The 22355-nt window shown below is 30.1% G+C and carries 24 protein-coding genes, 1 tRNA gene and 3 pseudogenes; 21 read left to right on the forward strand and 7 right to left on the reverse strand.

What is annotated here, in order from left to right; translation table 11 throughout:
- Positions 1-13 precede the first annotated feature (13 nt).
- Entirely contained in the window at positions 14-244 is a 231-nt protein-coding gene (locus OTBS_RS07465) for a hypothetical protein (protein WP_011944975.1), read from the reverse strand.
- 205 nt (positions 245-449) lie between these two features.
- Here OTBS_RS07465 and OTBS_RS07470 point away from each other — a divergent pair, with 205 nt between their 5' ends.
- The 6 genes from OTBS_RS07470 to nuoF are packed head-to-tail and all read left to right on the forward strand — an operon-like array spanning position 450 to position 5000.
- On the forward strand, positions 450-821 hold the full coding sequence (locus OTBS_RS07470) for an NADH-quinone oxidoreductase subunit A (RefSeq protein ID WP_011944976.1): 372 nt from the start codon (positions 450-452) through the stop codon (positions 819-821).
- A 12-nt stretch (positions 822-833) separates the two neighbouring features.
- Positions 834-1349 carry a NuoB/complex I 20 kDa subunit family protein gene (locus OTBS_RS07475; protein ID WP_011944977.1) on the forward strand — a complete coding sequence of 172 codons (516 nt, stop codon included), beginning with the start codon at positions 834-836 and terminating at the stop codon, positions 1347-1349.
- 10 nt (positions 1350-1359) lie between these two features.
- Positions 1360-1947: an NADH-quinone oxidoreductase subunit C gene (locus OTBS_RS07480; RefSeq protein ID WP_011944978.1), complete on the forward strand. Its 588-nt coding sequence runs from the start codon at positions 1360-1362 to the stop codon at positions 1945-1947.
- 25 nt (positions 1948-1972) lie between these two features.
- The gene (nuoD, locus tag OTBS_RS07485; RefSeq protein ID WP_011944979.1) at positions 1973-3163 is read left to right on the forward strand and encodes an NADH dehydrogenase (quinone) subunit D; all 1191 of its coding nucleotides are present in this window, start codon (positions 1973-1975) and stop codon (positions 3161-3163) included.
- Complete coding sequence (gene nuoE, locus OTBS_RS07490; RefSeq protein ID WP_011944980.1) at positions 3160-3738, forward strand: NADH-quinone oxidoreductase subunit NuoE; 579 nt, start codon at positions 3160-3162, stop codon at positions 3736-3738. The genes nuoD and nuoE overlap by 4 nt, the downstream gene beginning before the upstream one ends.
- On the forward strand, positions 3732-5000 hold the full coding sequence (gene nuoF / locus OTBS_RS07495) for an NADH-quinone oxidoreductase subunit NuoF (protein ID WP_011944981.1): 1269 nt from the start codon (positions 3732-3734) through the stop codon (positions 4998-5000). The genes nuoE and nuoF overlap by 7 nt, the downstream gene beginning before the upstream one ends.
- A gap of 403 nt (positions 5001-5403) precedes the next feature.
- Here nuoF and OTBS_RS07500 read toward each other — a convergent pair whose 3' ends face one another.
- Entirely contained in the window at positions 5404-6117 is a 714-nt protein-coding gene (locus OTBS_RS07500) for a hypothetical protein (protein ID WP_011944982.1), read from the reverse strand.
- A 411-nt stretch (positions 6118-6528) separates the two neighbouring features.
- On the opposite strand from OTBS_RS07500, the gene OTBS_RS17705 reads away from it, so the two are divergent.
- Positions 6529-6693 carry a hypothetical protein gene (locus OTBS_RS17705; protein WP_410517968.1) on the forward strand — a complete coding sequence of 55 codons (165 nt, stop codon included), beginning with the start codon at positions 6529-6531 and terminating at the stop codon, positions 6691-6693.
- Here OTBS_RS17705 and OTBS_RS14515 read toward each other — a convergent pair.
- Positions 6653-6748, reverse strand: a pseudogene (locus OTBS_RS14515) (IS5/IS1182 family transposase); the annotation flags it as partial. The gene OTBS_RS17705 and the pseudogene OTBS_RS14515 sit on opposite strands and share 41 nt — an antisense overlap.
- A gap of 495 nt (positions 6749-7243) precedes the next feature.
- Here OTBS_RS14515 and OTBS_RS07505 point away from each other — a divergent pair.
- From OTBS_RS07505 to dusB, 5 genes are all read left to right on the forward strand, one after another.
- Positions 7244-8743: an Npt1/Npt2 family nucleotide transporter gene (locus OTBS_RS07505; RefSeq protein WP_011944983.1), complete on the forward strand. Its 1500-nt coding sequence runs from the start codon at positions 7244-7246 to the stop codon at positions 8741-8743.
- Between the two features lie 246 nt (positions 8744-8989).
- On the forward strand, positions 8990-9349 hold the full coding sequence (locus OTBS_RS07510) for a TrbC/VirB2 family protein (RefSeq protein ID WP_050897555.1): 360 nt from the start codon (positions 8990-8992) through the stop codon (positions 9347-9349).
- A 59-nt stretch (positions 9350-9408) separates the two neighbouring features.
- Positions 9409-9765: a TrbC/VirB2 family protein gene (locus OTBS_RS07515; protein WP_041621322.1), complete on the forward strand. Its 357-nt coding sequence runs from the start codon at positions 9409-9411 to the stop codon at positions 9763-9765.
- 161 nt (positions 9766-9926) lie between these two features.
- Complete coding sequence (gene ruvC / locus OTBS_RS07520; RefSeq protein WP_041621530.1) at positions 9927-10406, forward strand: crossover junction endodeoxyribonuclease RuvC; 480 nt, start codon at positions 9927-9929, stop codon at positions 10404-10406.
- A 55-nt stretch (positions 10407-10461) separates the two neighbouring features.
- On the forward strand, positions 10462-11430 hold the full coding sequence (dusB, locus tag OTBS_RS07525; RefSeq protein WP_011944985.1) for a tRNA dihydrouridine synthase DusB: 969 nt from the start codon (positions 10462-10464) through the stop codon (positions 11428-11430).
- 28 nt (positions 11431-11458) lie between these two features.
- Here the strand turns inward: dusB and OTBS_RS07530 are convergent, their stop codons facing one another.
- A complete protein-coding gene (locus OTBS_RS07530; RefSeq protein WP_011944986.1) occupies positions 11459-11797 on the reverse strand; it encodes a DUF167 family protein in 339 nt (112 codons plus the stop codon).
- A 161-nt stretch (positions 11798-11958) separates the two neighbouring features.
- Here OTBS_RS07530 and ubiG point away from each other — a divergent pair, with 161 nt between their 5' ends.
- Positions 11959-12699: a bifunctional 2-polyprenyl-6-hydroxyphenol methylase/3-demethylubiquinol 3-O-methyltransferase UbiG gene (gene ubiG, locus OTBS_RS07535; RefSeq protein WP_011944987.1), complete on the forward strand. Its 741-nt coding sequence runs from the start codon at positions 11959-11961 to the stop codon at positions 12697-12699.
- On the opposite strand, the gene prmC is transcribed toward ubiG, so the two are convergent.
- Complete coding sequence (gene prmC / locus OTBS_RS07540) at positions 12686-13552, reverse strand: peptide chain release factor N(5)-glutamine methyltransferase (protein WP_041621323.1); 867 nt, start codon at positions 13550-13552, stop codon at positions 12686-12688. The genes ubiG and prmC overlap by 14 nt on opposite strands.
- Position 13553: 1 nt before the next feature.
- Entirely contained in the window at positions 13554-14408 is an 855-nt protein-coding gene (gene truA, locus OTBS_RS07545; protein ID WP_011944988.1) for a tRNA pseudouridine(38-40) synthase TruA, read from the reverse strand.
- Positions 14409-14549: 141 nt separating this feature from the next.
- Here truA and rplM point away from each other — a divergent pair, with 141 nt between their 5' ends.
- The 6 genes and pseudogenes from rplM (at position 14550) to OTBS_RS14525 (ending at position 19139) form a co-directional block, all read left to right on the forward strand.
- Complete coding sequence (rplM, locus tag OTBS_RS07550) at positions 14550-15032, forward strand: 50S ribosomal protein L13 (RefSeq protein WP_011944989.1); 483 nt, start codon at positions 14550-14552, stop codon at positions 15030-15032.
- Positions 15033-15035: 3 nt separating this feature from the next.
- Positions 15036-15527 (forward strand): 30S ribosomal protein S9, encoded by a 492-nt coding sequence (gene rpsI / locus OTBS_RS07555; protein ID WP_011944990.1) that lies wholly within the window; start codon positions 15036-15038, stop codon positions 15525-15527.
- A gap of 128 nt (positions 15528-15655) precedes the next feature.
- Positions 15656-15732, forward strand: a tRNA-Met gene (locus OTBS_RS07560).
- Positions 15733-15925: 193 nt separating this feature from the next.
- Positions 15926-16603, forward strand: a complete 678-nt coding sequence (locus OTBS_RS07565) for a hypothetical protein (RefSeq protein WP_232488974.1) — start codon at positions 15926-15928, stop codon at positions 16601-16603.
- 975 nt (positions 16604-17578) lie between these two features.
- A pseudogene (locus tag OTBS_RS14520) lies at positions 17579-17674 on the forward strand (IS5/IS1182 family transposase); the annotation flags it as partial.
- 1324 nt (positions 17675-18998) lie between these two features.
- A complete protein-coding gene (locus tag OTBS_RS14525; RefSeq protein WP_157866425.1) occupies positions 18999-19139 on the forward strand; it encodes a hypothetical protein in 141 nt (46 codons plus the stop codon).
- 45 nt (positions 19140-19184) lie between these two features.
- Here the strand turns inward: OTBS_RS14525 and OTBS_RS12940 are convergent.
- A pseudogene (locus OTBS_RS12940) lies at positions 19185-20006 on the reverse strand (IS5 family transposase).
- A gap of 295 nt (positions 20007-20301) precedes the next feature.
- On the opposite strand from OTBS_RS12940, the gene OTBS_RS07580 reads away from it, so the two are divergent.
- Positions 20302-21618, forward strand: coding sequence for a hypothetical protein (locus tag OTBS_RS07580; protein WP_232488975.1), 1317 nt, complete (start codon positions 20302-20304; stop codon positions 21616-21618).
- A gap of 3 nt (positions 21619-21621) precedes the next feature.
- Positions 21622-22035 (forward strand): hypothetical protein, encoded by a 414-nt coding sequence (locus OTBS_RS18480; RefSeq protein WP_232488976.1) that lies wholly within the window; start codon positions 21622-21624, stop codon positions 22033-22035.
- The last annotated feature ends 320 nt before the right edge of the window (positions 22036-22355 follow it).

A 22355-nucleotide genomic window follows, 5' to 3' on the forward strand; every position in this document is an offset into this window, starting at 1 on the left:
AAATATCTATGAGCTATGTATACTTAGAAGAATTTTGATGCTGCAAAGATTCTTCACGTTTTTGCTTAGCCAGCTTAGAATCAAATAACTCAGGCCTATCCTTTGAAACTAGCTTATAGTTAACATAAGTTGCAACTGACATTAACACAAAAAACAACGAATATTTTAACCAAGGTTTTTGATTTATTACTTCAACTAACTTCATCAATTTTGTTTTCATTCCTGTATTCATTTTTGTTTCCATAAAACAATTATCATTTAAGTTCTAAATTTGTTAAAAGTAGTATTACAATTGACAACATCTCTAAATTCCGCTTATAATAACAACTATATCTATAGTTAAGCTATTTTACACTTGAATCTTAGGTTGTTTTTATAAATTGATATTATATAATTTAGTTTAGTTTACAATATTACAGCTTACGGGGCAATACATAAGATTAAATATAATGCTGCATTTGTTAACTTCATTAGAATATCTTCCTATAGTTATATTTTTTGCTATAGCGCTAGCTTTATCGTTTTTTATTATAATTTTACCAAAAATATTTGCTAGCAAAAAATACAATAAGAGCAAGCTAGAGAGTTACGAATGTGGATTTGATACTTTTAGTGAAGCTAGAAGTAAGTTTGATATTAGATTTTACCTAATTTCTATGCTATTCATAATTTTTGATTTAGAAATAGCATTTTTGATACCCTGGGCAGTCAATTTAAAAGAAACAAAAATGTTTGGCTTTTATTCTATGATGTTTTTCCTACTGATATTAGTAATCGGATTTATCTATGAATGGAAAAAAGGTGCGTTAGAATGGGAGTAATTCAGTAGTTAAATGTCAGAAAATACATTTAGTGATACAACAAGTATCTATAATCAAAATTTATCTAATCAAGGATTTATCTTAGCTAATCTAGAAAATTTAGTTAGCTGGGCTAGAACACGCTCGTTATGGCCTATGACATTTGGGTTAGCTTGCTGCGCTATAGAAATGATGCAAACAGCAGGTAGCAGATATGACATGGATCGTTATGGAATGTTATTTAGACCTAGTCCACGCCAAGCTGATGTAATGATAGTAGCTGGAACACTAACTAATAAGATGGCACCAGCATTACGTAGAGTTTACGATCAAATGACTGAGCCAAAATGGGTGATATCAATGGGTAGCTGTGCAAATGGAGGTGGATATTACCATTACTCTTATTCAGTAGTTAGAGGCTGTGATAAAATTGTTCCTGTAGATATTTATGTTCCTGGTTGTCCTCCTACACCAGAAGCTTTACTTTATGGTATTTTACAATTACAAAAAAAAATCAATAGAACTCAACAAGTCAAATTTAAAAGATAGAGTGTAGTTTATGAAATTACATCACCTCAAAGAACTAAAAGAGCTAGTAGAAAGTCAATTTGCTATATCTAGCATTAGCGCTAAGTTTAATATTACCAATCACGTTGAAGCAATAATCAATAAGGAACAGTTAATTGAGGTTTTAAAATTACTCAAAAATGACAAAGAATTAAAATTTACAATACTAACAGATGTTTTTGCAGCAGATTTTCCAGATCGGAATAAGAGATTTGAGATCGTATATAATTTACTTAGTATAATAAAAAATATCAGACTAATAGTTAAGATTAATCTTAATGACAATGAACTAATTCAATCAGCAACCCCGGTGTTTAGTAATGCAAACTGGTATGAACGTGAAATATATGATCTCTTTGGAATTAAATTTGCTAACCATCCACATTTAAAGCGTATATTAACAGATTATGGATTTGTTGGGCATCCATTAAGAAAAGATTTTGCTCTTAGTGGATATTCTCAAGTAAAATATGATGATAAGCTAGAAAAAGTTGTATATGAACCTGTAAAATTAGATCAAGAATATAGAAATTTTAACTTTTCTTCTCCTTGGCAAGGGCCAAAATCAACAACTAATTAACAATTCAACACTAAGTGATATAGTAATGGCATTAAAAAAAAGGTCCAAACACTCTAAAAAATTCAAGTTAAATCTCGGGCCACAGCATCCTGCTACGCATGGAGTATTGCGGTTAATATTAGAAATGGATGGCGAAATAGTTGAAAGAGCTGATCCGCATATTGGACTCTTACATCGTGGCACTGAAAAGTTAATTGAATATAAAACATATTTGCAGGCAATACCTTATTTTGATAGGTTAGATTATGTTTCTCCGATGTGTCAAGAACATGCTTTTGCTTTAGCAATAGAACATTTATTAAAGTGCGAAGTGCCATTAAGAGCACAATATATTAGAGTTATGTTTTCTGAGTTAACTAGAATACTAAATCATACCTTAAATATAGCTACTCAAGCACTTGATGTTGGAGCTACTACTCCATTATTGTGGATGTTTGAAGAGCGAGAAAAAATCATGGAATTTTACGAAAGAGTTTCAGGATCAAGATTACATGCTAATTATTTTCGTCCTGGAGGTGTAGCCCAAGATTTACCTGAAGGTTTAATTGAGAATATCGTAGATTTTTGCGAACAATTTCCATGCAAAATAGCAGACCTTGAAACCTTGCTTACTGATAATCGAATTTGGAAACAAAGAACAGTAGATATTGGTATTGTATCTAAGCAGCAAGCTATGGATTGGGGATTCTCAGGAGTAATGCTTAGAGGGTCTGGTATTGCTTGGGATTTAAGAAAATCTCAACCTTATGACCAATATGCTAATTTAGATTTTGATGTAGCTATCGGTAAAAATGGCGACTGTTATGATAGATATTTGATTAGAATTGAAGAAATGTATCAATCAATAAAAATAATTAAGCAATGCATTCAAAAAATGCCAGTAGGAGAAATTAAAACTCAGGATCCATCTATTTCGCCTCCTAAAAGATCAGAAATCAAAAAATCAATGGAAGCACTCATTAATCATTTTAAACTCTACTCTGAAGGATATAATGTTCCAGCAGGAGAAGTATATGCAGCAGTTGAAGCACCTAAAGGTGAATTTGGAGTTTACTTATATTCTGATGGTACTAATCGGCCGTATCGGTGCCGCATTAAAGCCCCAGGCTTTGCTCATCTACAAGGATTAGATTTTATGGCTCGAGGACATTCACTATCTGATATCATAACCATTATAGCAACACTTGATATAGTTTTTGGAGAAATAGACAGATGAATTCAGCTACAAAACCAGAGTTTTCATTTTCCAATGAAACATTAGTAATAGCAAAAAAAATCATTAATAATTACCCAGCAGGAAAAGAAGCAAGTGCAGTTTTAGCAATATTAGACCTAGCGCAAAATCAAAATAACAATTGGCTTTCTAATAGTTGTATTGAATATGTTGCAAATTTACTTAAGATGCCATATATCAAGGTGTATGAAATTGCAAGTTTTTATACTATGTTTAATCTACAACCAGTAGGTAAATATCATATACAAATTTGCGGTACTACACCATGCTGGTTAAGAGGATCAGATGATATAATGAATTTCTGTAAAAAACTATTAAAAATCGAAACTGGCAAAACTTCTCAGGATAAATTATTTACAGTAAGCGAAACTGAATGTCTTGGAGCTTGTAGAAATGCTCCAGTAGTACAAATTAATCATGATTATTACGAAAATCTTACCAATGATAAAATCAAAGAAATTATCAATAACTTGCATGCTAAAGATTTACAAAAAAAATCTGAACTAAAACCTGATAATAAAGCTGACTTATCACTCAAGAGTAATTATAAATGTTAAATATTGAGGATAAAATTTTTACCAATTTATCTGGGGCTATGGCCGTTGACCTTGCCAGCGCAAAAAAGCGTGGTGACTGGTATACAACGAAAAATTTAATATTAAATAGTCGAGAATGGATTATTGAAGAAATTAAAAGCTCTGGCTTACGTGGTCGAGGTGGAGCAGGATTTCCTACAGGTTTAAAATGGTCTTTTATGCCTAAAAACTCTGAAAAGGCAACTTATCTAGTTGTTAATGCTGATGAATCAGAACCAGGGACATGTAAAGATAGGGATATAATTCGTTATGAACCTCATAAATTAATTGAAGGGTGCTTACTCGCAGCATATGCCATTGGAGCTCAAACATGTTATATATATATACGTGGCGAATATTATAATGAAGCCTTAATATTACAAAATGCAATTCAAGAAGCCTATGGTGCTAGGCTTATAGGACTAAATGCATGTGGCACAGACTTTAACTTCAATCTTTATCTGCATAGAGGAGCTGGAGCATATATTTGTGGAGAGGAAACAGCTCTTCTTGAAAGCTTAGAAGGAAAAAAGGGAATGCCGCGTTTAAAACCTCCATTTCCAGCTAATACTGGATTATATGGATGCCCTACTACTATTAATAATGTTGAATCTATAGCCGTAGTTCCAACAATACTCAGAAGGGGGGCAAAATGGTTCGCTAGTATTGGCAAACCAAACAATACAGGAACTAAAATTTTTAGCATTTCAGGACATGTTAATAATCCTTGTAATATTGAAGAAGCGATGGGAGTTCCGCTTAAATATCTAATAGAAAAATATGCTGGAGGAGTACGTGGTGGATGGGATAATCTTAAAGCTATTATTCCAGGTGGATCATCTGTTCCACTGATTCCTAAAAATATCTGTGATACAGTAGAAATGGACTTTGATAGCTTAAAAGCAGTAGGTTCAGGATTAGGAACAGGTGGTATTATAGTAATGGATAATAATACTGATATCATTTACGCTATCGCCAGGCTAAGTAAGTTTTATATGCATGAATCATGTGGCCAATGTACACCATGCCGAGAAGGAACAGGCTGGATGTGGCGAATTATGATGAGACTAGTAGAAGGAAATGCATCAGTAAGCGATATAGACATGATATTAGATGTTACTAAGCAAATAGAAGGAAATACTATATGCGCATTAGGTGATGCAGCAGCTTGGCCTATTCAAGGGTTAATAAAGCATTTTAGGCATGAAATTGAAGATCGTATAAAAAACTTTAATATTCAATAATATTGCAAGCTTAACTAAGAATTAAATCACTAAGAACAACTACTCTTTTGTGAATATAATTTACTACTTTCTAGAACTCATAGTGTAAGCCTTGTAATAAATGTAGATGATTTTGCACTCTTTTTTAATATATAAACAGATAAACAAAATTTTCCTCTAATGATTCATATAACTACCTACTTATGATATATCAATTAGATATGCAGATGCTAATATAGTCATTTACAATGAAGTTTGCGTATAAAATATCCTGTTGGTAAATCTTATGATGCTATTGTCGCTTTTTTCTATGCTCAAACCTCATTGTAAATGACTATACATCAAAGAATAGAAACCATCAGCACAATAAGCATATGGTTTTGATGCTTTTTGAATTCCTAAATTTACATTTTTATAAACAAACCTAGAAATCAACCCATACACTGCCTAATATATTATAGCCATACAAATTATTTAACTTCAGCTGACCTAATGATTGCGAGTCAATCTTTGAATTCTCTTTTACACTCAAGCTTGTATAATTACACTCAATACCAAAATGTACACGGCTTATATTAAGTGATACACCTCCTCCAACTAAAAAACCAGGAAAAACAGACATTGGCTCATGTGACATATTAAGACCATACATACTCAAACCTCCAGTAGCGAAAGCAGATACTATATCAAATACACTAATTATATTCCAGTACACCTTAATCATTCCGGCAATACCAGAGATACCGCCTTCTATATCAGAACCTATCTTATGATTACTAACTTTAATGTCTTGATCTACTGCCTCAATATCACCTCCAAATTGAAGATTCTTTATATACTGCCCTCCTACTTCTAATCTTATTGATTGAGTACAATGCATACCAAGAGACATTCCATAAATTGTACTACTTCTATTAGTAATAGCATCATTTATCATTTGAAGATTAGTACGCCAATCATTGTCTAAGATATTTTTAGAATTCTCGATACTAAACTGCCCTGTAGGCTTAGTTATTCCCATAGATATTTTTAAATAATAATTTCTACCATAACATTCTATATCTGATGCTACTGATGGAAATGAATAAAGTGATAACATAGTAACAGCTAATAGTACCTTTTTAATTCTTGTATTCATATAATTATTTACTTGACTCTTTGCTAAGATTTTATGGACTAATTTCAAAGAACCTTATTGTACATTTAACTTAATAAAATAACAATCAAAATTTGATTTAATCATTGGCACTAAAAGGAGAATTATGCTTCAAAACACCATAAATAATATTAACTTTTTTATTGCTTTTTTATGCTCAAACTTCATTGCAAATGACTATAACTTCCTTTCAGCATTAAGATATACAGAAAAAGGTATGAAATGTTAAGGAGTTGATAATTTGCATCCTTCAAAGAGAATTAATGTTATCGGAGCATTCATGCGCAAATATCTGCTAACCGTATCAATGACTGCAATGTTAATACTGCTATTTTACACTGTTAGATAGAACAGGACTTAATACCTAAATTACCTAATAATTCTGTAATTGTAATAGACAATGCAAGTTTTTATAAAAGCCAGCATTTAAAAATTATGATAAAAGAAGATGGATATATATTAGAGTATTTACTTCCTTATTCTTCTGATTTAAATATTAGACCTCTTTTGAAACTGGTTAACGTAGTTCAAAATTATAAATGCCAGAGATCAAATTAAAACTAAGACCGAATTTTTTACGTCTATTTCGATATTTATCAGCAATAATTTTGAACTAAGTTAACCAGTTTCGAAAGAGGTCTATTATTGAAAAAAAAATTGTTGCAAGCTAAATCGAGAAAATAAAATATCACTGTGACGTAAACCAACTTTTTGAAAAGTATATAACATAACTGTTTTGTACTTGGTCAGCTATGTAACCTCATATCGCACTATGTTAAACTGTACTTATAATGATTATTCTCATAATCATCTACCATATGTCTTGTATCAAATTGTAGGTTGTAAGGCAATGATTTTATTGTTTTGCATAGCTATTAAAAATAAGAAATTGAGCTTTTGCCTCAGAGTAGCTAAATGTTGGTTACAGTTGTATACAAAATACAGATATCTATATATTTATTTTAAGATAGCTTAATTTTGATTTTTAAATAAGAAATTTATAGATAAATTACTCTTAATTAACTACAATTCAGTTCTCATTCTCAGAATGCAAAAATATAAGGTATTAGCATTTGTTTGAAATAAGCTGTAGGAGTAAATCTTAAGTATGGCTATCTCCAAGATAAAGCTTTTTTTTTCTAGATTGGTTATTCATTTATGGCCTGTGCACCGCCATGAGCTGCAAAAATTTATTCCTACAGCTCTTTTAATGTTTTTCATACTTTTTAATCAAAATATTCTGCGTATTCTTAAAGATAGTATTGTAATACCAGAAATAAGTGCTGAAATTACAAGTTTTATAAAAGCATATTGTGTTACACCAACAGCAGCATTGCTTGTAATACTATATGCATATATGGTTAATAATTTAAATTATGAAAAAATATACCGGTATTTAACATTAGCATTTTTATCATTTTTTCTTTGTTTTGCTTTTTGGTTTTATCCCAAAGCAAGTATATTTCACCTAAACATTGAAAAAGTTAACGAGTTAATGTTAATTTATCCACATTTTAAATGGTATATAGCTCTTGCTGCTAATTGGAGTTACATAATTTTTTATGTATTATCAGAACTATGGCCTAATATATTCTATGCTTTATTATTTTGGCAATTGGTTAATGAAATTACTACTACTGAAGAAGCTAAACGTTTCTATATGCTGTTTTCATTATTTGGCAATTCTTCTTTAATAGTTGTAGGATTAATTGTAATGCATCTAGCATCTAGCAACTCTATACTTCAGGGGTATTTTTTAGGAGTATCAAATAACATATTACTTGTACAGTCTTCAATAGCTATAATGGCAGCTAGCTCTATATGCTCAATTTTTTTAGTACGATTTATTTATTATAATGCTATACCAAAAACACAGTTACAGCATAAAATGCAGCATGAAAGAGAAGCGAGACCAAAAATGAATTTACATGAAAGCTTCAAGTATATTATTTCATCAAGATATTTATGGCTTATTTTAATTTGCACTGCTTCTTTTGGTTTTAGTATGAATTTAGTTGAAGGGATTTGGAAAGCTCAAATTAAAAACTTATACTCTACTACTAATACATATGCTGAGTTTAATGGCTCTTGTGTTGTATGGACAGGAGTATTAATAATTTTCTTAACAATTATTGGCAATAGTGTACTACGATATCATAGCTGGTTTGTAGTTGCTATTATTACTCCTATTATTATTATTACTACTGGTACAATATTTTTTATTTTTGTAGTCTTTGATAAAGACATATTATTATGGGTTAATATGCTAAGTTCCGCCCAGCCTATTGCTATAGCTGTAATGGCTGGTGCAATTCAAAATATTATTGCTAAAGGAGCTAAATACTCAATATGGGATACATCAAAGGAAATGTTATATATTCCGCTTGATAAAGAGCTAAAAACTAAAGGAAAAGCTGCTGTTGATATAATTAGTGCTAAAGTAGGAAAATCTTCAGGTGGATTAATTCAGTCTCTTTTATTTGTTCTATTTCCAACAGCGAGCTATATTTCACTTTCTCCAGCTTTAATGATAATTTTTATTGTAGTATGTATAGTATGGATTTTTGCTGTTAAGCAAATTTATTCAGAATATAAAAAAATAGCGTAATTTATTGATTATTAAATATAGCAAAAGAGATACATTTGTTAATCGTATGTAAGGTACAAATAAGGAATATTATAAGTTTATTGATTAAACAAAAAATTAATGTTATTTTTTTGTTTAGTTAATGTAGCATCTAGAAGTTTATTCTAAATCACTATGGTTATATATTTACTATAAGTATGTTTTAGTAACCAAGAGATATAATAGATAGTTTAAATTTTATTTGTAATGTAATTTAGGAGAAAAATTATGAGGTTATTAAATTTTAAGCATGATTGTCATTTGAAACCATTATTAATGGTGGGTTTTTTTATACTTCTTCTGTCTACTAGTAGTATTATTAGCGCTAAAACATCCCAACCTGATCCAATAGGTGAGAAGCTATGTGATATAATAGGAATTCTTAGTGGTAAAACTACCAAAGCAATATGTTTGATTGCAATTATCGTCTTAGGGATAACAGTATTTACTGGAAAAGTAAATTGGAGTACAGCTATGATTACTGTTATCGCTATTATTATTATTACTCAAGCTCCTAAGGTATATGAGTTTATTGCTGGTAAAGATTCTAATGGTAGTACTACTCAATGCCAAGGAAGTTCTAAGTAGCAAGGAGATATAATAGATGGTTTGTTACTTCATTTGTAATGTAATTTAGGAGAGAAATCATGAGGTTATTAAGTTTTAAGCAAAATTGTCATTTGAAGGCACTATTAATGCTGTGTTTTTTTATACTTTTTCTGTCTACTAGTGGTATTGTTAGTGCTGCTAATGGTGATGAAGATGTAATAGGTTCAAAGCTATGTAATATAGTAGGTATGCTGAGTGGAAGAACTACCAAAGCAATATGTTTGATTGCGATCATCGTCTTAGGAATAACAGTATTTACTGGAAGGGTAAATTGGAGTACAGCTATGATTACTGTTATCGCTATTGTTATTATTACTCAAGCTCCTGCAGTATTAAAGTTCGTGTCTGGAAATGATGCTAGTGATTGCAAAGCAACAACTACTGCATCGCCGTAGTAAGTTTTAGCCAGAAGTGAAACATAGCCATCAGTAAGGTTGCTATAGTTATTATTAATTAATGAGAATTTAAAGTTAATTCTCTAAGGATATTAGCAGCACATCATTTACATATACATATGTAAATGATGTGCTGCTTTCACTTAACTGTTAATATTATTGTGATAATTTTAGGAATAGATCCATCACTAGTAAGTACTGGTTGGGGGGTAATCAGTATATCAGATAGCATGGTGAATTATATTGATAGTGGAGTAATAAAAACTGTTTCTAAAGATTCATTAGTACTAAAGCTAGGGAATATTAGCTTAATGATAGAAAAATTAATCACTCGTTTTAATCCATTTCATGTAGCAATGGAAGAGGTGTTTATCAATAAAAACTATAGTTCTTCTGTTACGTTAATTCAAGCTAGAGGAGCTATAATGTCAGTAATAGGTCGTTATAATATTGATTTTAGTGAATATGCTCCTAATAAAATTAAAAAAGCAATTGTTGGAGCTGGCAAAGCAGAAAAGCATCAAGTGCAACAAATGGTGAAATTATTAATGCATATAAAAAAAGCCATTAGCAAAGATGAATCTGATGCTTTAGCTACTGCTTATACGGCATCAGTGAACCAGCAAATTAAAATTATCTAACTATTGCTTTTGATTTATAATTTAATTAAAAATTTACAATTGGGCGATAATATTTATGACAATAAAAATTGGTAATATTGAATTATCTGCTCCAGTTATTTTAGCTCCAATGTCTGGAGTTACTGATCTGCCATTTCGTAAACTAGTTAAACAATTTGGAGCAGGGTTAGTAGTTTCAGAAATGGTAGCTAGTAGAGCTATGATTCAAGAAACTCGTAGATCTATGATGAAATCTGCTATTATTGAGAATGACATTACTGGATCTTGTGTACAGCTTGCTGGCTGCGAACCAGATGTTGTAGCTGATGCAGCTAAGATGAATCAGGATATGGGAGCGCAAATTATTGATATTAATTTTGGTTGTCCAGCTAAAAAAGTAGTAGGAGGATATGCTGGTTCTGCATTAATGAAAGATGAGTCATTGGCAGCAAAAATATTGGCTGAAACCGTTAAAAGTGTTTCTATTCCAGTAACTTTAAAGATGCGTACAGGCTGGGATGAAAGTTGCCGTAATGCGCACATAATAGCTAAAATAGCAGAAGATTGTGGTATTCAAATGATTACAGTTCATGGTCGTACCAGGTGTCAGTTTTATTCAGGTAAATCTGATTGGGCATTTATTAGAAAAGTCAAGGAAAGTATAAAAATTCCTGTGGTAGCTAATGGTGATATTACTAGTGTTGATGATGCTATTGATTGTCTTCGAATATCTGGAGCTGATGGAGTTATGGTTGGACGTGGGGCATATGGTAAACCGTGGCTATTATCACAAATTTCGCACTATCTAGCTTTTCAAGATTATTTGCCATCACCTAGCTTAATAGAGCAAAAAAAAATCATTTTAAATCATTATGAATCCATGCTAAGCTATTATGGTACTGAACATGGTATAAAAATAGCACGTAAGCATTTAGGATGGTATAGTAAAGGACTGCCTAATTCAACTGAATTTAGATCTAAAGTCACAACTATAACAAGTGTAGAGCAGGTGCAGGAGATTATTAATCAATTTTTTCAACTGTAAAATTAATATGATATTTTATATCATTAACCTATAGATTGATACTTTTTAATTTACTTATAATAAGATTAGAAATGTTACCATTAGTATTCATTACTGATATAACTTTTAAGTTACTATGCAATCCATAAACTATTTTGATATTTGATCTTCCAGTTTCAAGCCATTGTGATAGAAATTTTATAATTAACTGATTAGCTTTATTATTTTCAGGTATTGTATTAATGCTAATATATAAAAAGCTTTTGTTATTTATATGATATAATCCTATAATTTTATTGATTTTAGCACCTGCTTTCACTTTAAGATTAATAAATATAGAATTTGTTATAGAATCCAAATACCAATAATGTTGAAGTTGATGTGACATATATCGTCTATGATTGAAAAGTAGCAATTTAACTTTTATTATAGTTTTTTAAAAAATCTGTATATAATTATTTTATTTACAGTATTTTTTAAATTAATCTTACTTTAATATAATTGATTCAACTGCATATTCCATATATCACTTTTTGAATAAAGCTTCTTATGTATAATAACTCAACAATAGATCAAGATGAAATAGAAAAATTCAATACTATAGCCAACGAATGGTGGAATCCTAATGGAAAGTTTAATCAATTACATTTAATGAATCCAGCTAGAATCAGATTTATTAAGCAAAAAATACTATTACATTATAATTTAATTGATAGTATAACAAGGCCTTTTCATGGGCTAAAAATTGCTGATATCGGTTGTGGAGGTGGAATAACATCAATACCAATGGCTAAACTAGGCGCTACAGTTACAGGTATTGATGCTAGCTGTAAGAATATAGCAGTAGCAAGAATGCATGCTAATAAAATAGGAATACAAGTTAATTACATTCATAGTTCGATCGAAGAGTATGCAAAAATTAGCAATGAAAAATATGATGTAGTTTTATGTTTAGAAGTAATTGAACATGTAAGTAATATTCAGAGTTTTATTTTATATTTAAGTAAAATTTTAAAGCTTGAAGGCATGCTCATCATCTCAACTATTAACAAAACTTTAAAATCTTATGTTTTTGCTATAGGTTTAGCTGAATATTTGTTAAGATATTTACCAATAGGTACTCATGATTTTAATAAATTTTTAAAACCATCTACTATTAATAACATTTTACTTTCACATAATATGACTTTAAAAGAAATTCAAGGATTATCATATAATCCTATATTGCAGCAATGGCGCTTAACTAATGATATAAGCGTTAATTATATCATGTATATTACTGCAATTTAAATTTTAAGCATCTGCAATAACCATTAAAATCATAATATTTATTCTCAAGTATTAAGCCATTTTTGAAGCAAATTGCACATACCATTTCTGCTTTATTATAACTGCACTCTAAGTATAACCTTCCATTTGAATTTAGAAAACTAGGAATCATAGGAGCTATTTCTTGATAGGACTGAAGCCCATTATTATTACTAAATAAAGCTATATGTGGCTCATGCAACAATGTTTCACGTGATAATATTCTTAATTCAGAATCAGATACATAAGGTGGATTTGCGATAATGATATCATATTTTTCACCTACATCTAATCCACTGAACCAGTTACTTTGTACTAAATTTAATGACTTTTCCAATTTATATTTTTGGCAATTACGACTAGCAATATTTAAAGCTGATATTGAAATGTCTGATCCAACTCCAATAGCATTACTTAGCTCAAGAAGTAGAGTAATAATTAAGCATCCACTACCAACTCCCAATTCGAGGATTTTTATTGGTGCTGAAGGTTGATAGTTAGCTATCTTGGTATAATCTTGGACTACTGCATCAATTAAAGTTTCAGAATCTGGTCTAGGAATTAATACTGATTTATCAACTATAAAATTCCGACTGTAAAATTCTTTATATCCTATCAAATAAGCGATAGGTAAGTACTTAGTGCGTAATTTTATCAATTTTAAAAATTGATTGTAGTCGCTATTTAATAACAAATGATCGGAATGAAAAAGTATATATTCTTGGCTTTGACCAATTATATGAGCTAGCAGTAGCCTAGACTCAAAAGCAGAATTTGGTATTTCATACTGTGATAGTAAGTTGTTGCCGACCGCAAGAGCATCTTTAATACGCAAACTAGTAATCTACCTTAACAAAATATAAACCTGAAGATGGTGCTGTAGGTCCAGCCATTGCTCTGTTTTTTGCAAATAAGATTGTTTTGATAGCAGCTGGAGATATTTTGCATAAACCAATATAAACTAATGTACCCACTATATTTCTTACCATGTGGTGTAAAAATGATGGAGCTGAAAAATAAATTTGTATTTCTGGATAATTAGTAGTATCTACTTCAATTTTAGTTAAAGTTTTTAATGGAGATTTTGCTTGGCATGCAGAAGATCTAAAAGATGTAAAATCATGCTTGCCAATCAGATGCTGAGATGCATCAATCATATCAATAACATTTAGTGGAGGCTTAATCCACCAAGTGCGATTTTGTTCGATAACTGAAGGAACTGTGCGGTTTATAATTCTATATTTATAATGTCTAGCTTTAGCAGAAAATCTAGCATGAAATTGTAAAGTAGTTATCTCACAACTTGTTAATATTATACGGTGAGGTTTTAATAAATAATTAACTGCTGACATTAACTTGTAAGCATTATATCGGCATGGAAGCATTTTTTTTAAGCTGTCAATTGTAGTAGTAGTATTATTCTGCTTGCTTACTTCTTTGTTATCTGTTTCTTTGTTAATACAAGCAAGATCTTTGCTATTATTAGGAGCTATTAAGTCAAAATGTACTACTTGACCTAAGGCGTGTACACCAGCATCAGTGCGACCAGCAGCAATAAGATTGACAGTTTGTTTAGTAAATGTTGATATTTTATCTTCAAGTAATTGCTGTATTGATAATCCATTTTGTTGCCGTTGCCATCCAACAAAATTAGTGCCATCATACTCAACAATAGCTTTGTAACGCAACATTAGAAATATGAAATATTTAAAATAATATTCATATATATAACAAATATAAATAAAGTAAATAAAAAACCTTTAATTTTGTTGCGTTATAGAGCATTTTATGCTATTAATATAGTTAAATTTCTAATTTAAAATTTATATACTGTGAAAACATATTCAGCTAAGCCTGCAGAAATTAGCAAAAAATGGATTTTAATAGATGCAACAAATTTGGTTTTAGGACGCTTAGCTGCTAAGGTAGCTGTGGTATTGCGTGGTAAAGATAAGCCTACTTATACACCACATATGGATTGCGGAAATAATGTAATTATAATTAATGCAGAACATGTAAAATTGACTGGTGATAAGTCTAATGCTAAAAGCGGTAAATTTTACTATAGACATAGTGGCTTTCCAGGTGGAATTAAAGTTACAACTGCTGGAAAAATACTCCAAAGTAATTATCCTGAACGAATAATACAACTTGCTGTAAAAAGAATGCTGCCTTCTAATAAATTAGGAAGAAAGCAGTTTAGTAATTTATATGTTTATAAAGGACAAACTCACCCACATGCAGCTCAAACTCCAGTATTATATGATTTTGCTGGCAAGAATAGTAAAAATATTAGAAATCAAAATATAGTTTAATTTATGTCTGACACACTAATTCAAGATGTACATTTATCAGATTTAAGTGCTAGCTTAACTACTGAGCCTAAGGTAGTAAGTCAACCAGTTTTACCTAAAAAGGATAAGTTGGGATATAGCTATGGAACTGGCCGTAGAAAATGTGCCGTTGCAAGAGTTTGGATAAAACAAGGAACAGGTGTTACTACTGTTAATAAAATACCAATAACCAGTTATTTTAAGCGTTTAGCTCATACTCAAATAGCATTAAGTGCGCTAACTATTACTGATGTTGCTCAACAGTTTGATGTAAAATGTACAGTAAAAGGCGGTGGCCTTTCTGGCCAAGCTGGAGCAATACAATTGGGTATATCTAGGGCTCTCAATAACTTCAATCCAGAGCTACATTCTGTATTGAAGAAGCATAAATTGCTAACTCGTGATTCGCGTATTGTTGAGCGTAAAAAATATGGTAGACATAAAGCCCGTAAAAAAACGCAATTTTCTAAGCGTTAAAATAAGTTTATTAAGCTTGTTTTTTACTATTCATCATGTAAACGAGCAGTAGCCTATAGTAAGTAAAGCTTGATGGGTAGCTCTAAATAAAAAAGGATAATTTTAAGTCAAAATGCTGACTTATTTAGGGCGAGGTAGCTCAGATGGTTAGAGCAGTAGAATCATAATCTACGGGTCGGGGGTTCAATTCCCTCCTTCGCTACCAGTACTTTATTTGCTGTTATCTGCAATTTATATAATGCTATTTTAAAGCTTGCTACAGTTAAAGAATAATCGTATCAAATATATGCTAAGGCAAATTTATTGTTGCCAATTAGGCAATTGCTATTATGAACGATAATGATATTGACCTTGTTAAAAAATTTTGTCTTTATACTTTATCAAATGACAGTGCTAAAATGCAACTATTGCTTTTCAGCGAATTTGAGAAACAATTGTTGTCAATTATAGCTAATAGTAAAACTGCTTTTTCTGGATTAATAAAACTTAGTTGGTTTCACGAGCAAATAAAGTTATCTAAGCATAAAAAATCATATCTTGGCAGTAAATTAATGAATAATATTAATGAAATATATGATCATAACCAAAAAATCATATTATTAGACTTTGTTCGGTTATTTGATTTAGTAGTAGAAAGAAAAATTTTTGATTCACTAGAAGAGTTAAATAATCAAATATTATTGCCATTAGCTAGTATTTATACAAGATTTTTTTTAACTTTAGAGCCTCAAATTGATGCATATTTAAGCATCAGGCAAGTATTTTATATTTATGCAGCACTAGTTTTTATAAGGTTACAAAAATATTTCATTTTTCACCAATGGTATTGCTTTGGTCAGAATCTTAATTCTGACCTTTATGATACATACTTTAACAACCTAATTACAAAGTTATATTCTATACATAAATTACATAATTACAGCTTCAAATTACCAAAGTTGTTAAAATTTTTACTAAAAGCGAATAAGATTTATCTTATTCATTACTTACTGCATATTAGGAAGTATGGCTATAACTGTCCTGATATTAACCAAGGTATTGTTAGAATAAAATTAGCTTTAGCTGTTATATTCTAAGTTCTAGAGATCTAATACCATTTTCCAGTTATAATATAATTACATAAGAATATAGAAGATATAGTATCATTTAAAATAGATAGGGATAACTGAAGAAGGCCTCATGCTAGCATCTAAAGTTTTAAAATGCAAGTTTATGATAAGGAAAAAGTTTTTATACTTTTTTCTTGCACGGCATTAGATTAGATAGAAATCTAATCTTTATGGATCAGAACAGCATTCCTTGTTACTTTAAAGGTTTTTTGTACTCTTTTTTATATCCGCAACTTTTTGCAACCTCTTATATTAGACTACTCTTGTAACACTTACTCTTCCTATATTTTGACATATTTCTTACATCAAACTCTGGATTTAATACATTATATTAAATTCAGTATCAATTAAGAAATATAGCTTAATTCAGGAATGTAGTTACACACTTTAAAGTGTAAAAAGCACCATCAAAAAAGTAGTTGAATAAGTGATCTACTTTACGTATGTTATTTTTAGCTTTAACCAAGTAATGCTCAATTAGATTCAAATCTGAAGAATAAGTTAGTAGATATAATAATTTACACACTATGGATTCTATTAGCTAAATATTTGCTGATCTTAGATTTCAGATAATACTAAGCGTACAGTATAATTTTAATTTTTATCAGTACATAACATTCTGCAATATTTCTGAAAAAGTTTTTTATATTTTTAAAAATAGATGCAACAATATCGAATTGTTAGTTATAATTGAAAAATTTTATCTAAAAAAATTATCCAAAAAGATGCTGTAACAGAAATTATTACTGGCTTTAAGGCATATTTTTTGATCTAACTAGTAGTAGTAATTTAACTAATCAGAAGTCTTGTATCAATAGCAATTGCTAATAAGCCAAAACCTTTTCTTAATTGGATTAGAGACAAAAGGAGGATTGTTAATGAATTAATAAATCATCTTCCTTCATAGCAATACTAGACCTCTTTCGAAACTGGTTAAGGTAGTTCAAAATTATTGCTGATAAATATCGAAATAGACGTAAAAGATCAGGCCTTAGATTTAATTTGATCTCTGGCATTTATAATTTTGAACTACCTTAACCAGTTTCGAAAGAGGTCTACTATATAGTCATCTACAATTAGGTTTGAGAATAGAAAGAAGTGATAAAATAGTTAATAGAATCTGTAGGTTGTGAAGTTATTTTTCTGCTACCTTATTCTCTGGATTTAAATCCAATAGAAAAGTTTTGGGATAATATGAAGATGTAGATTATAGAAATCAAATTACTCAATTTAGTAAATTTTATGAATCTATTATCGCTTTTTTCTATGCTTAAAACTCATTATAAATGACTATAGCTAAATCAGAATAAAACAGTTATGTTATTACTTTTTGGAAATTGTATCTACGTCACAGTAATATTTCATTTTTCTTGATTTAGCTTAAAATTATTTTTTTTCAATAGAATTTAAATCATAAGAATAAGGAAGTAAATACTCTAATATATGTCTATCCTTTTTCTATCATACTTTTGAAATGAGGACTGTTATGAAAACTTGCATTGTTGATTACAACTACAGAATTATTAGGTAATTTCAGAATTATTAGGTAATTTCAGAATTATTAGGTAATTTCAGAATTAATACTGTTCTACATAACAGTTAAAAATAGCAGTATTAACCCCAATTTAGGACAAGGGATTAGAAGAGAAAGAAGATGAGATAAGATAGGAATTAAGCTTGGAGATAGAATAAGTTGCAAGAGAAGCAATTATATGAACAAAAAGAAATTAATATAGGAGAACGATGTCTAGTATGCTCTAAATTTAGCTACTAAAGCAGCATAGTATTAATTATAGTTCTTTAAAGGGTGATTATTTAGAGATGGAAGCGAAGGTAAACTATAAGTTAACAATCTATACTGCTTTGTAAGTAAGCTATCATTCAATATTATGCAACTTTAGAATTAATTAACTTACTTAACCACTTAATCTATACCTTTGCATAATAATTATCTATAGTTTTACGACATAAGTTAAATATATAAGCTATAAATAACTTCAAGTTGTGTTAATTAGGCAACTATTAACTTAAAATTATATTTATACAAAAATGTGCTTATTACATCTTAATTCTTGAATTAACTAGAGTTTGATATAAAGAATAGATAAGAGAAAAGCATAATAGCTGCTAGTGAGCGATGTAAGATTATGTATATAATTGTTTGACTATGAGAAAGTGCTACATAAGGTTGCTCAAAGAGAGAGTACAGAGATGTAGCAAGGCAGCCATTTAGACCTAAGTTACTGCTATTGAAGCGCAAAATTAGCAATGATCCTGTACTAAGAGCGATAAGAAGCTTAACTAAAGTACTGATCTGGATAGGAAATAGTAGCAAAGTAAAGTTAAAATTGGTTATACGAAAGTGAATCCTCTTATGGAAAATATCCTAAATGCAGAAGCAGATACTCCAGATAAAGGCTGTTATAGTGATAAAGCTGAAAAGCTTAAGATTTCTTACCTTCTTTTACCTAAGGTATGGGCAAGTGAAGGCGTGGTAGTTTAGTTATCAACGCTTCCATCACATACAATAGGCCTCTTTCGAAACTAGTTAAGGTAGTTCAAAATTATAAATGCCAGAGATCAAATTAAATCTAAGACCTAATCTTTTACGTCTATTTCGATATTTATCAGCAATAATTTTGAACCGTTTTAGCATAGCAATAACGTTTTCATTCACAACTCTTTCTCCTGCTAACCTACGATTATTCTTTTTATCATTTTTAGTTAAAGGATTTTTCTTGCCTTTTTTCTTTGGTAATTCAGAATTATTGTGAATTTTTTGTATACCTTGATATCCTGTATCAGTAATCGCTTTAACTTTAGGATGAATAAGAATTTTGGATTCCTTAAATAATCTAAAGTTATGTTTTTTACCGTTAGAAAAATCTGTACATATTACTTGGTGCGTTTTCTTGTCTACCACTATTTGAGTTTTTAGTGTATGCCTTTTCTTCTTTCCTGAATAATAGAATTTTTGTTTTTTTATGTCTTTCTATAGGAGTCTCAGTAGCATCAATCAAGACTACTTCATAATTCATATCACTCTTCATTATAGCTTTACGACCTGTAAGAGAAAGTTTAGGTGTTTAACTAGTGTGTCTTCTACCCATTTTACAGCTTTATATGCTCAACTTTCACTAATCCCATAGTTCTGACCTATATGGAAATAAGTACAGTATTCTCTAAGGTATTCTAAGGCCATCAGCAACTGTTCCTCCAAATTAAGCTTATTTTTACGCCCACCTTTTGATTTCTTAAGACCATCAGCTTTCCTCAAAATATTCACCATCTTTGAAAATGTTCCCTTCCTTACTCCTATTAATCGACTAAATTTTTCATCCTTTAACTCTTTAATCTGATCGAATTTCATTATTACTTCAAATCAGATATTTATAACACTATTCTACATCATTCTCTAGTTTCGAAAGAAGTCTATTGATTATAAGATGAAGCTTAAAGACTAAGAACCAGCCATAACTACTTTGTAGCATCGATGTAATATATACCTTTCAATATTTAAGACTACTTGTTATTATAAGCCTTTCAGAGTGTTAAATTTTGAGTATAGCTACTAAATTGCTATATTTACGCGGGATAAAAACGTGGTTTTTGATAGCAAAAATTGCCTAAATCACCTGCTATACCTGACATTTTTGGAGGTTGAAATGGTGCGAGATTTGCGTAATTTGGCAAGCAATAATTGCAAAATTGCTAATAATAACAGTAGCAATAATGCAACTGTTTTTTATCGTTTTATTGGAAATTTTGTTCCAGCAGAATGGAAAGATCTGATTGGAGATAATGCTAAAGCTTTAAGCAAGACATCTAAACAGCTTCTATCATTGATAGTATATAAACTACAGATCTATTACAATAATGATATAGAGGAATTACAAGACAGTTATCACTCTTTTGAAAAGGAGTTGCAGGTTTGTCAACGCAGGGTTAGGCAATGCTTAGTTGAACTACAAAAAGCTGGTTTCATTGAAGTTGAAAATAGGACAATAATTAAAAACAATTTTAAGTTGCGTAATGTTCCATGTATAAAACTTCTAAAAAATTTTCAGCGTTTCACTGAAAAAGAAACAAAAGGAGAAAAAATTATTGATCTAACCCAAAAAATTTTTCGCTCCAACCTGAAAGAAATTTCAGGTCAACCTGAAAAAAGTTTCAGGTACATATATAGATATAATAATAATAAAAAAAATAATAATAGATCTAGATCTACTGAAGATAAGTTAGTAGAGAATGATCAAAATAAAAATGAAGACCAACAGCAAAATTTGAAGTTTAAATATACGGAATCTGATGATTATGTAGAAATTGAGTTAGTAGGAAATGATGAAAATGAAAAAGAAGATCAACATCAACAACAAAATTTGAATTTTTATGAGCTTAGTCATTTTAGTAATAAAAAGCCATCAAACAAGGATTATGAGCAAAACAGTAAGTTAGCAACTCCAGCTATTATCGATAATTCAGAGGTTGAAAAGAATGAATGCTTGCTCAAAAGAAAAAGACTAGCAGATTATTATCCACTAACACCAGAAGATGCAGTTATACTGCAATCAATATCTAGCAGAAGCTTCAACATATACTTCATAAATCAATTACTATTGAAGTTATCGAATAAATATTCATTCCGTCATTTTGAAAATAAGACAGCAGTGCTAAACTATATGGCAAAAGCCTTAGCAAATGAATTACTAACTACTGATCAGGCTAATAGTGAAAATTTTAGATTTAATGACGTAGGAAGATTTAAAGAACAGTATATAGCAAACATTGAATCTGGTACAGATCGTAGTATGAAGGCTCAGTTGAAGCGTAAAATAGCTGGAGTCTTTGAAGCAGATATGGCTTATCAAATTTTGACCTCTTGTGATTTTGGAGCAGCGGTTAAAAACAAATATTACATCAAGTTGATTAAGAATATTTCACTGTCAGATCATATTAAATTCAAGATACTACAAGAGGTATGAGCTGTGCATGGCAACGATATTGAGCAGTTACAAGTTATACCATTTGATGAATCAAAACAAGTTACCAATAGCACAACGGAGTATCAAAAAACCACAGTTTTACAGCAACAAATAAGCGATGAAGATTACCTTTCAGAACTTAGTAAAGAGCTAGGTTCTAACTCTATATTGTTCAAAGTACGAAAATACATACTTCAACATTACGAATATAAGCAAGTTATTGATAAAATATGGTTTAGTAAATTAGAAATTGTAAATGAAGATAGCGTTAATAAAAAAATATTCATTAAGGCTCTAACAAGCTTTGCAAATAGCTATATCAAATCAAATTTTAAACCCATTCTAGAGCGTGCTTTTGAAGCTCATGGGTTTTCGTTTGAATTAGTTGAGTTTGTAGATAGTAGGCTTAATGATTAATAGCAGTGAAATACAAAATTCTACTCAGAATAAAATTATGGTGCTTTATTTATTTTTTTGTTATATTGTAAGTTATATGATAATCCTTTAACAGATTGCGAAGGTTCAAAAAGGTGAAAATTCATGAATAATTATTTATCGTTCTATGCTTTGCTGCTAAGTAAAGCTGTACTGAAGATTATATTACAATAGTGATAGTATAATTTCTGGAGTAAATGATGTCTGAATCTAAGGCTAAATATAGATATTCTTTACATCGCGCTATTAATGATACAATAAGTTAATATATTTAAATTTTAATTATAGTTAACCAGAATTTG

Origin of the sequence: Orientia tsutsugamushi str. Boryong, assembly GCF_000063545.1 — a bacterium.
Taxonomy (GTDB): domain Bacteria; phylum Pseudomonadota; class Alphaproteobacteria; order Rickettsiales; family Rickettsiaceae; genus Orientia; species Orientia tsutsugamushi_C.

Excerpts from the sequence above, each read along its gene's own strand:
- OTBS_RS07515 (WP_041621322.1), top strand. The coding sequence starts at position 9,409 with ATGAGGTTATTAAGTTTTAAGCAAAATTGTCATTTGAAGGCACTATTA.
- OTBS_RS07505 (WP_011944983.1), top strand. The coding sequence starts at position 7,244 with ATGGCTATCTCCAAGATAAAGCTTTTTTTTTCTAGATTGGTTATTCAT.
- OTBS_RS07465 (WP_011944975.1), bottom strand. The coding sequence starts at position 244 with ATGGAAACAAAAATGAATACAGGAATGAAAACAAAATTGATGAAGTTA.
- nuoE (WP_011944980.1), top strand. The coding sequence starts at position 3,160 with ATGAATTCAGCTACAAAACCAGAGTTTTCATTTTCCAATGAAACATTA.
- OTBS_RS07480 (WP_011944978.1), top strand. The coding sequence starts at position 1,360 with ATGAAATTACATCACCTCAAAGAACTAAAAGAGCTAGTAGAAAGTCAA.
- dusB (WP_011944985.1), top strand. The coding sequence starts at position 10,462 with ATGACAATAAAAATTGGTAATATTGAATTATCTGCTCCAGTTATTTTA.
- rpsI (WP_011944990.1), top strand. The coding sequence starts at position 15,036 with ATGTCTGACACACTAATTCAAGATGTACATTTATCAGATTTAAGTGCT.
- truA (WP_011944988.1), bottom strand. The coding sequence starts at position 14,408 with ATGTTGCGTTACAAAGCTATTGTTGAGTATGATGGCACTAATTTTGTT.
- OTBS_RS07500 (WP_011944982.1), bottom strand. The coding sequence starts at position 6,117 with ATGAATACAAGAATTAAAAAGGTACTATTAGCTGTTACTATGTTATCA.
- OTBS_RS07510 (WP_050897555.1), top strand. The coding sequence starts at position 8,990 with ATGAGGTTATTAAATTTTAAGCATGATTGTCATTTGAAACCATTATTA.
- OTBS_RS07470 (WP_011944976.1), top strand. The coding sequence starts at position 450 with ATGCTGCATTTGTTAACTTCATTAGAATATCTTCCTATAGTTATATTT.
- ubiG (WP_011944987.1), top strand. The coding sequence starts at position 11,959 with ATGTATAATAACTCAACAATAGATCAAGATGAAATAGAAAAATTCAAT.
- nuoD (WP_011944979.1), top strand. The coding sequence starts at position 1,973 with ATGGCATTAAAAAAAAGGTCCAAACACTCTAAAAAATTCAAGTTAAAT.
- OTBS_RS07475 (WP_011944977.1), top strand. The coding sequence starts at position 834 with ATGTCAGAAAATACATTTAGTGATACAACAAGTATCTATAATCAAAAT.
- nuoF (WP_011944981.1), top strand. The coding sequence starts at position 3,732 with ATGTTAAATATTGAGGATAAAATTTTTACCAATTTATCTGGGGCTATG.
- OTBS_RS07530 (WP_011944986.1), bottom strand. The coding sequence starts at position 11,797 with ATGTCACATCAACTTCAACATTATTGGTATTTGGATTCTATAACAAAT.
- OTBS_RS07565 (WP_232488974.1), top strand. The coding sequence starts at position 15,926 with ATGCAACTATTGCTTTTCAGCGAATTTGAGAAACAATTGTTGTCAATT.
- OTBS_RS07580 (WP_232488975.1), top strand. The coding sequence starts at position 20,302 with ATGGTGCGAGATTTGCGTAATTTGGCAAGCAATAATTGCAAAATTGCT.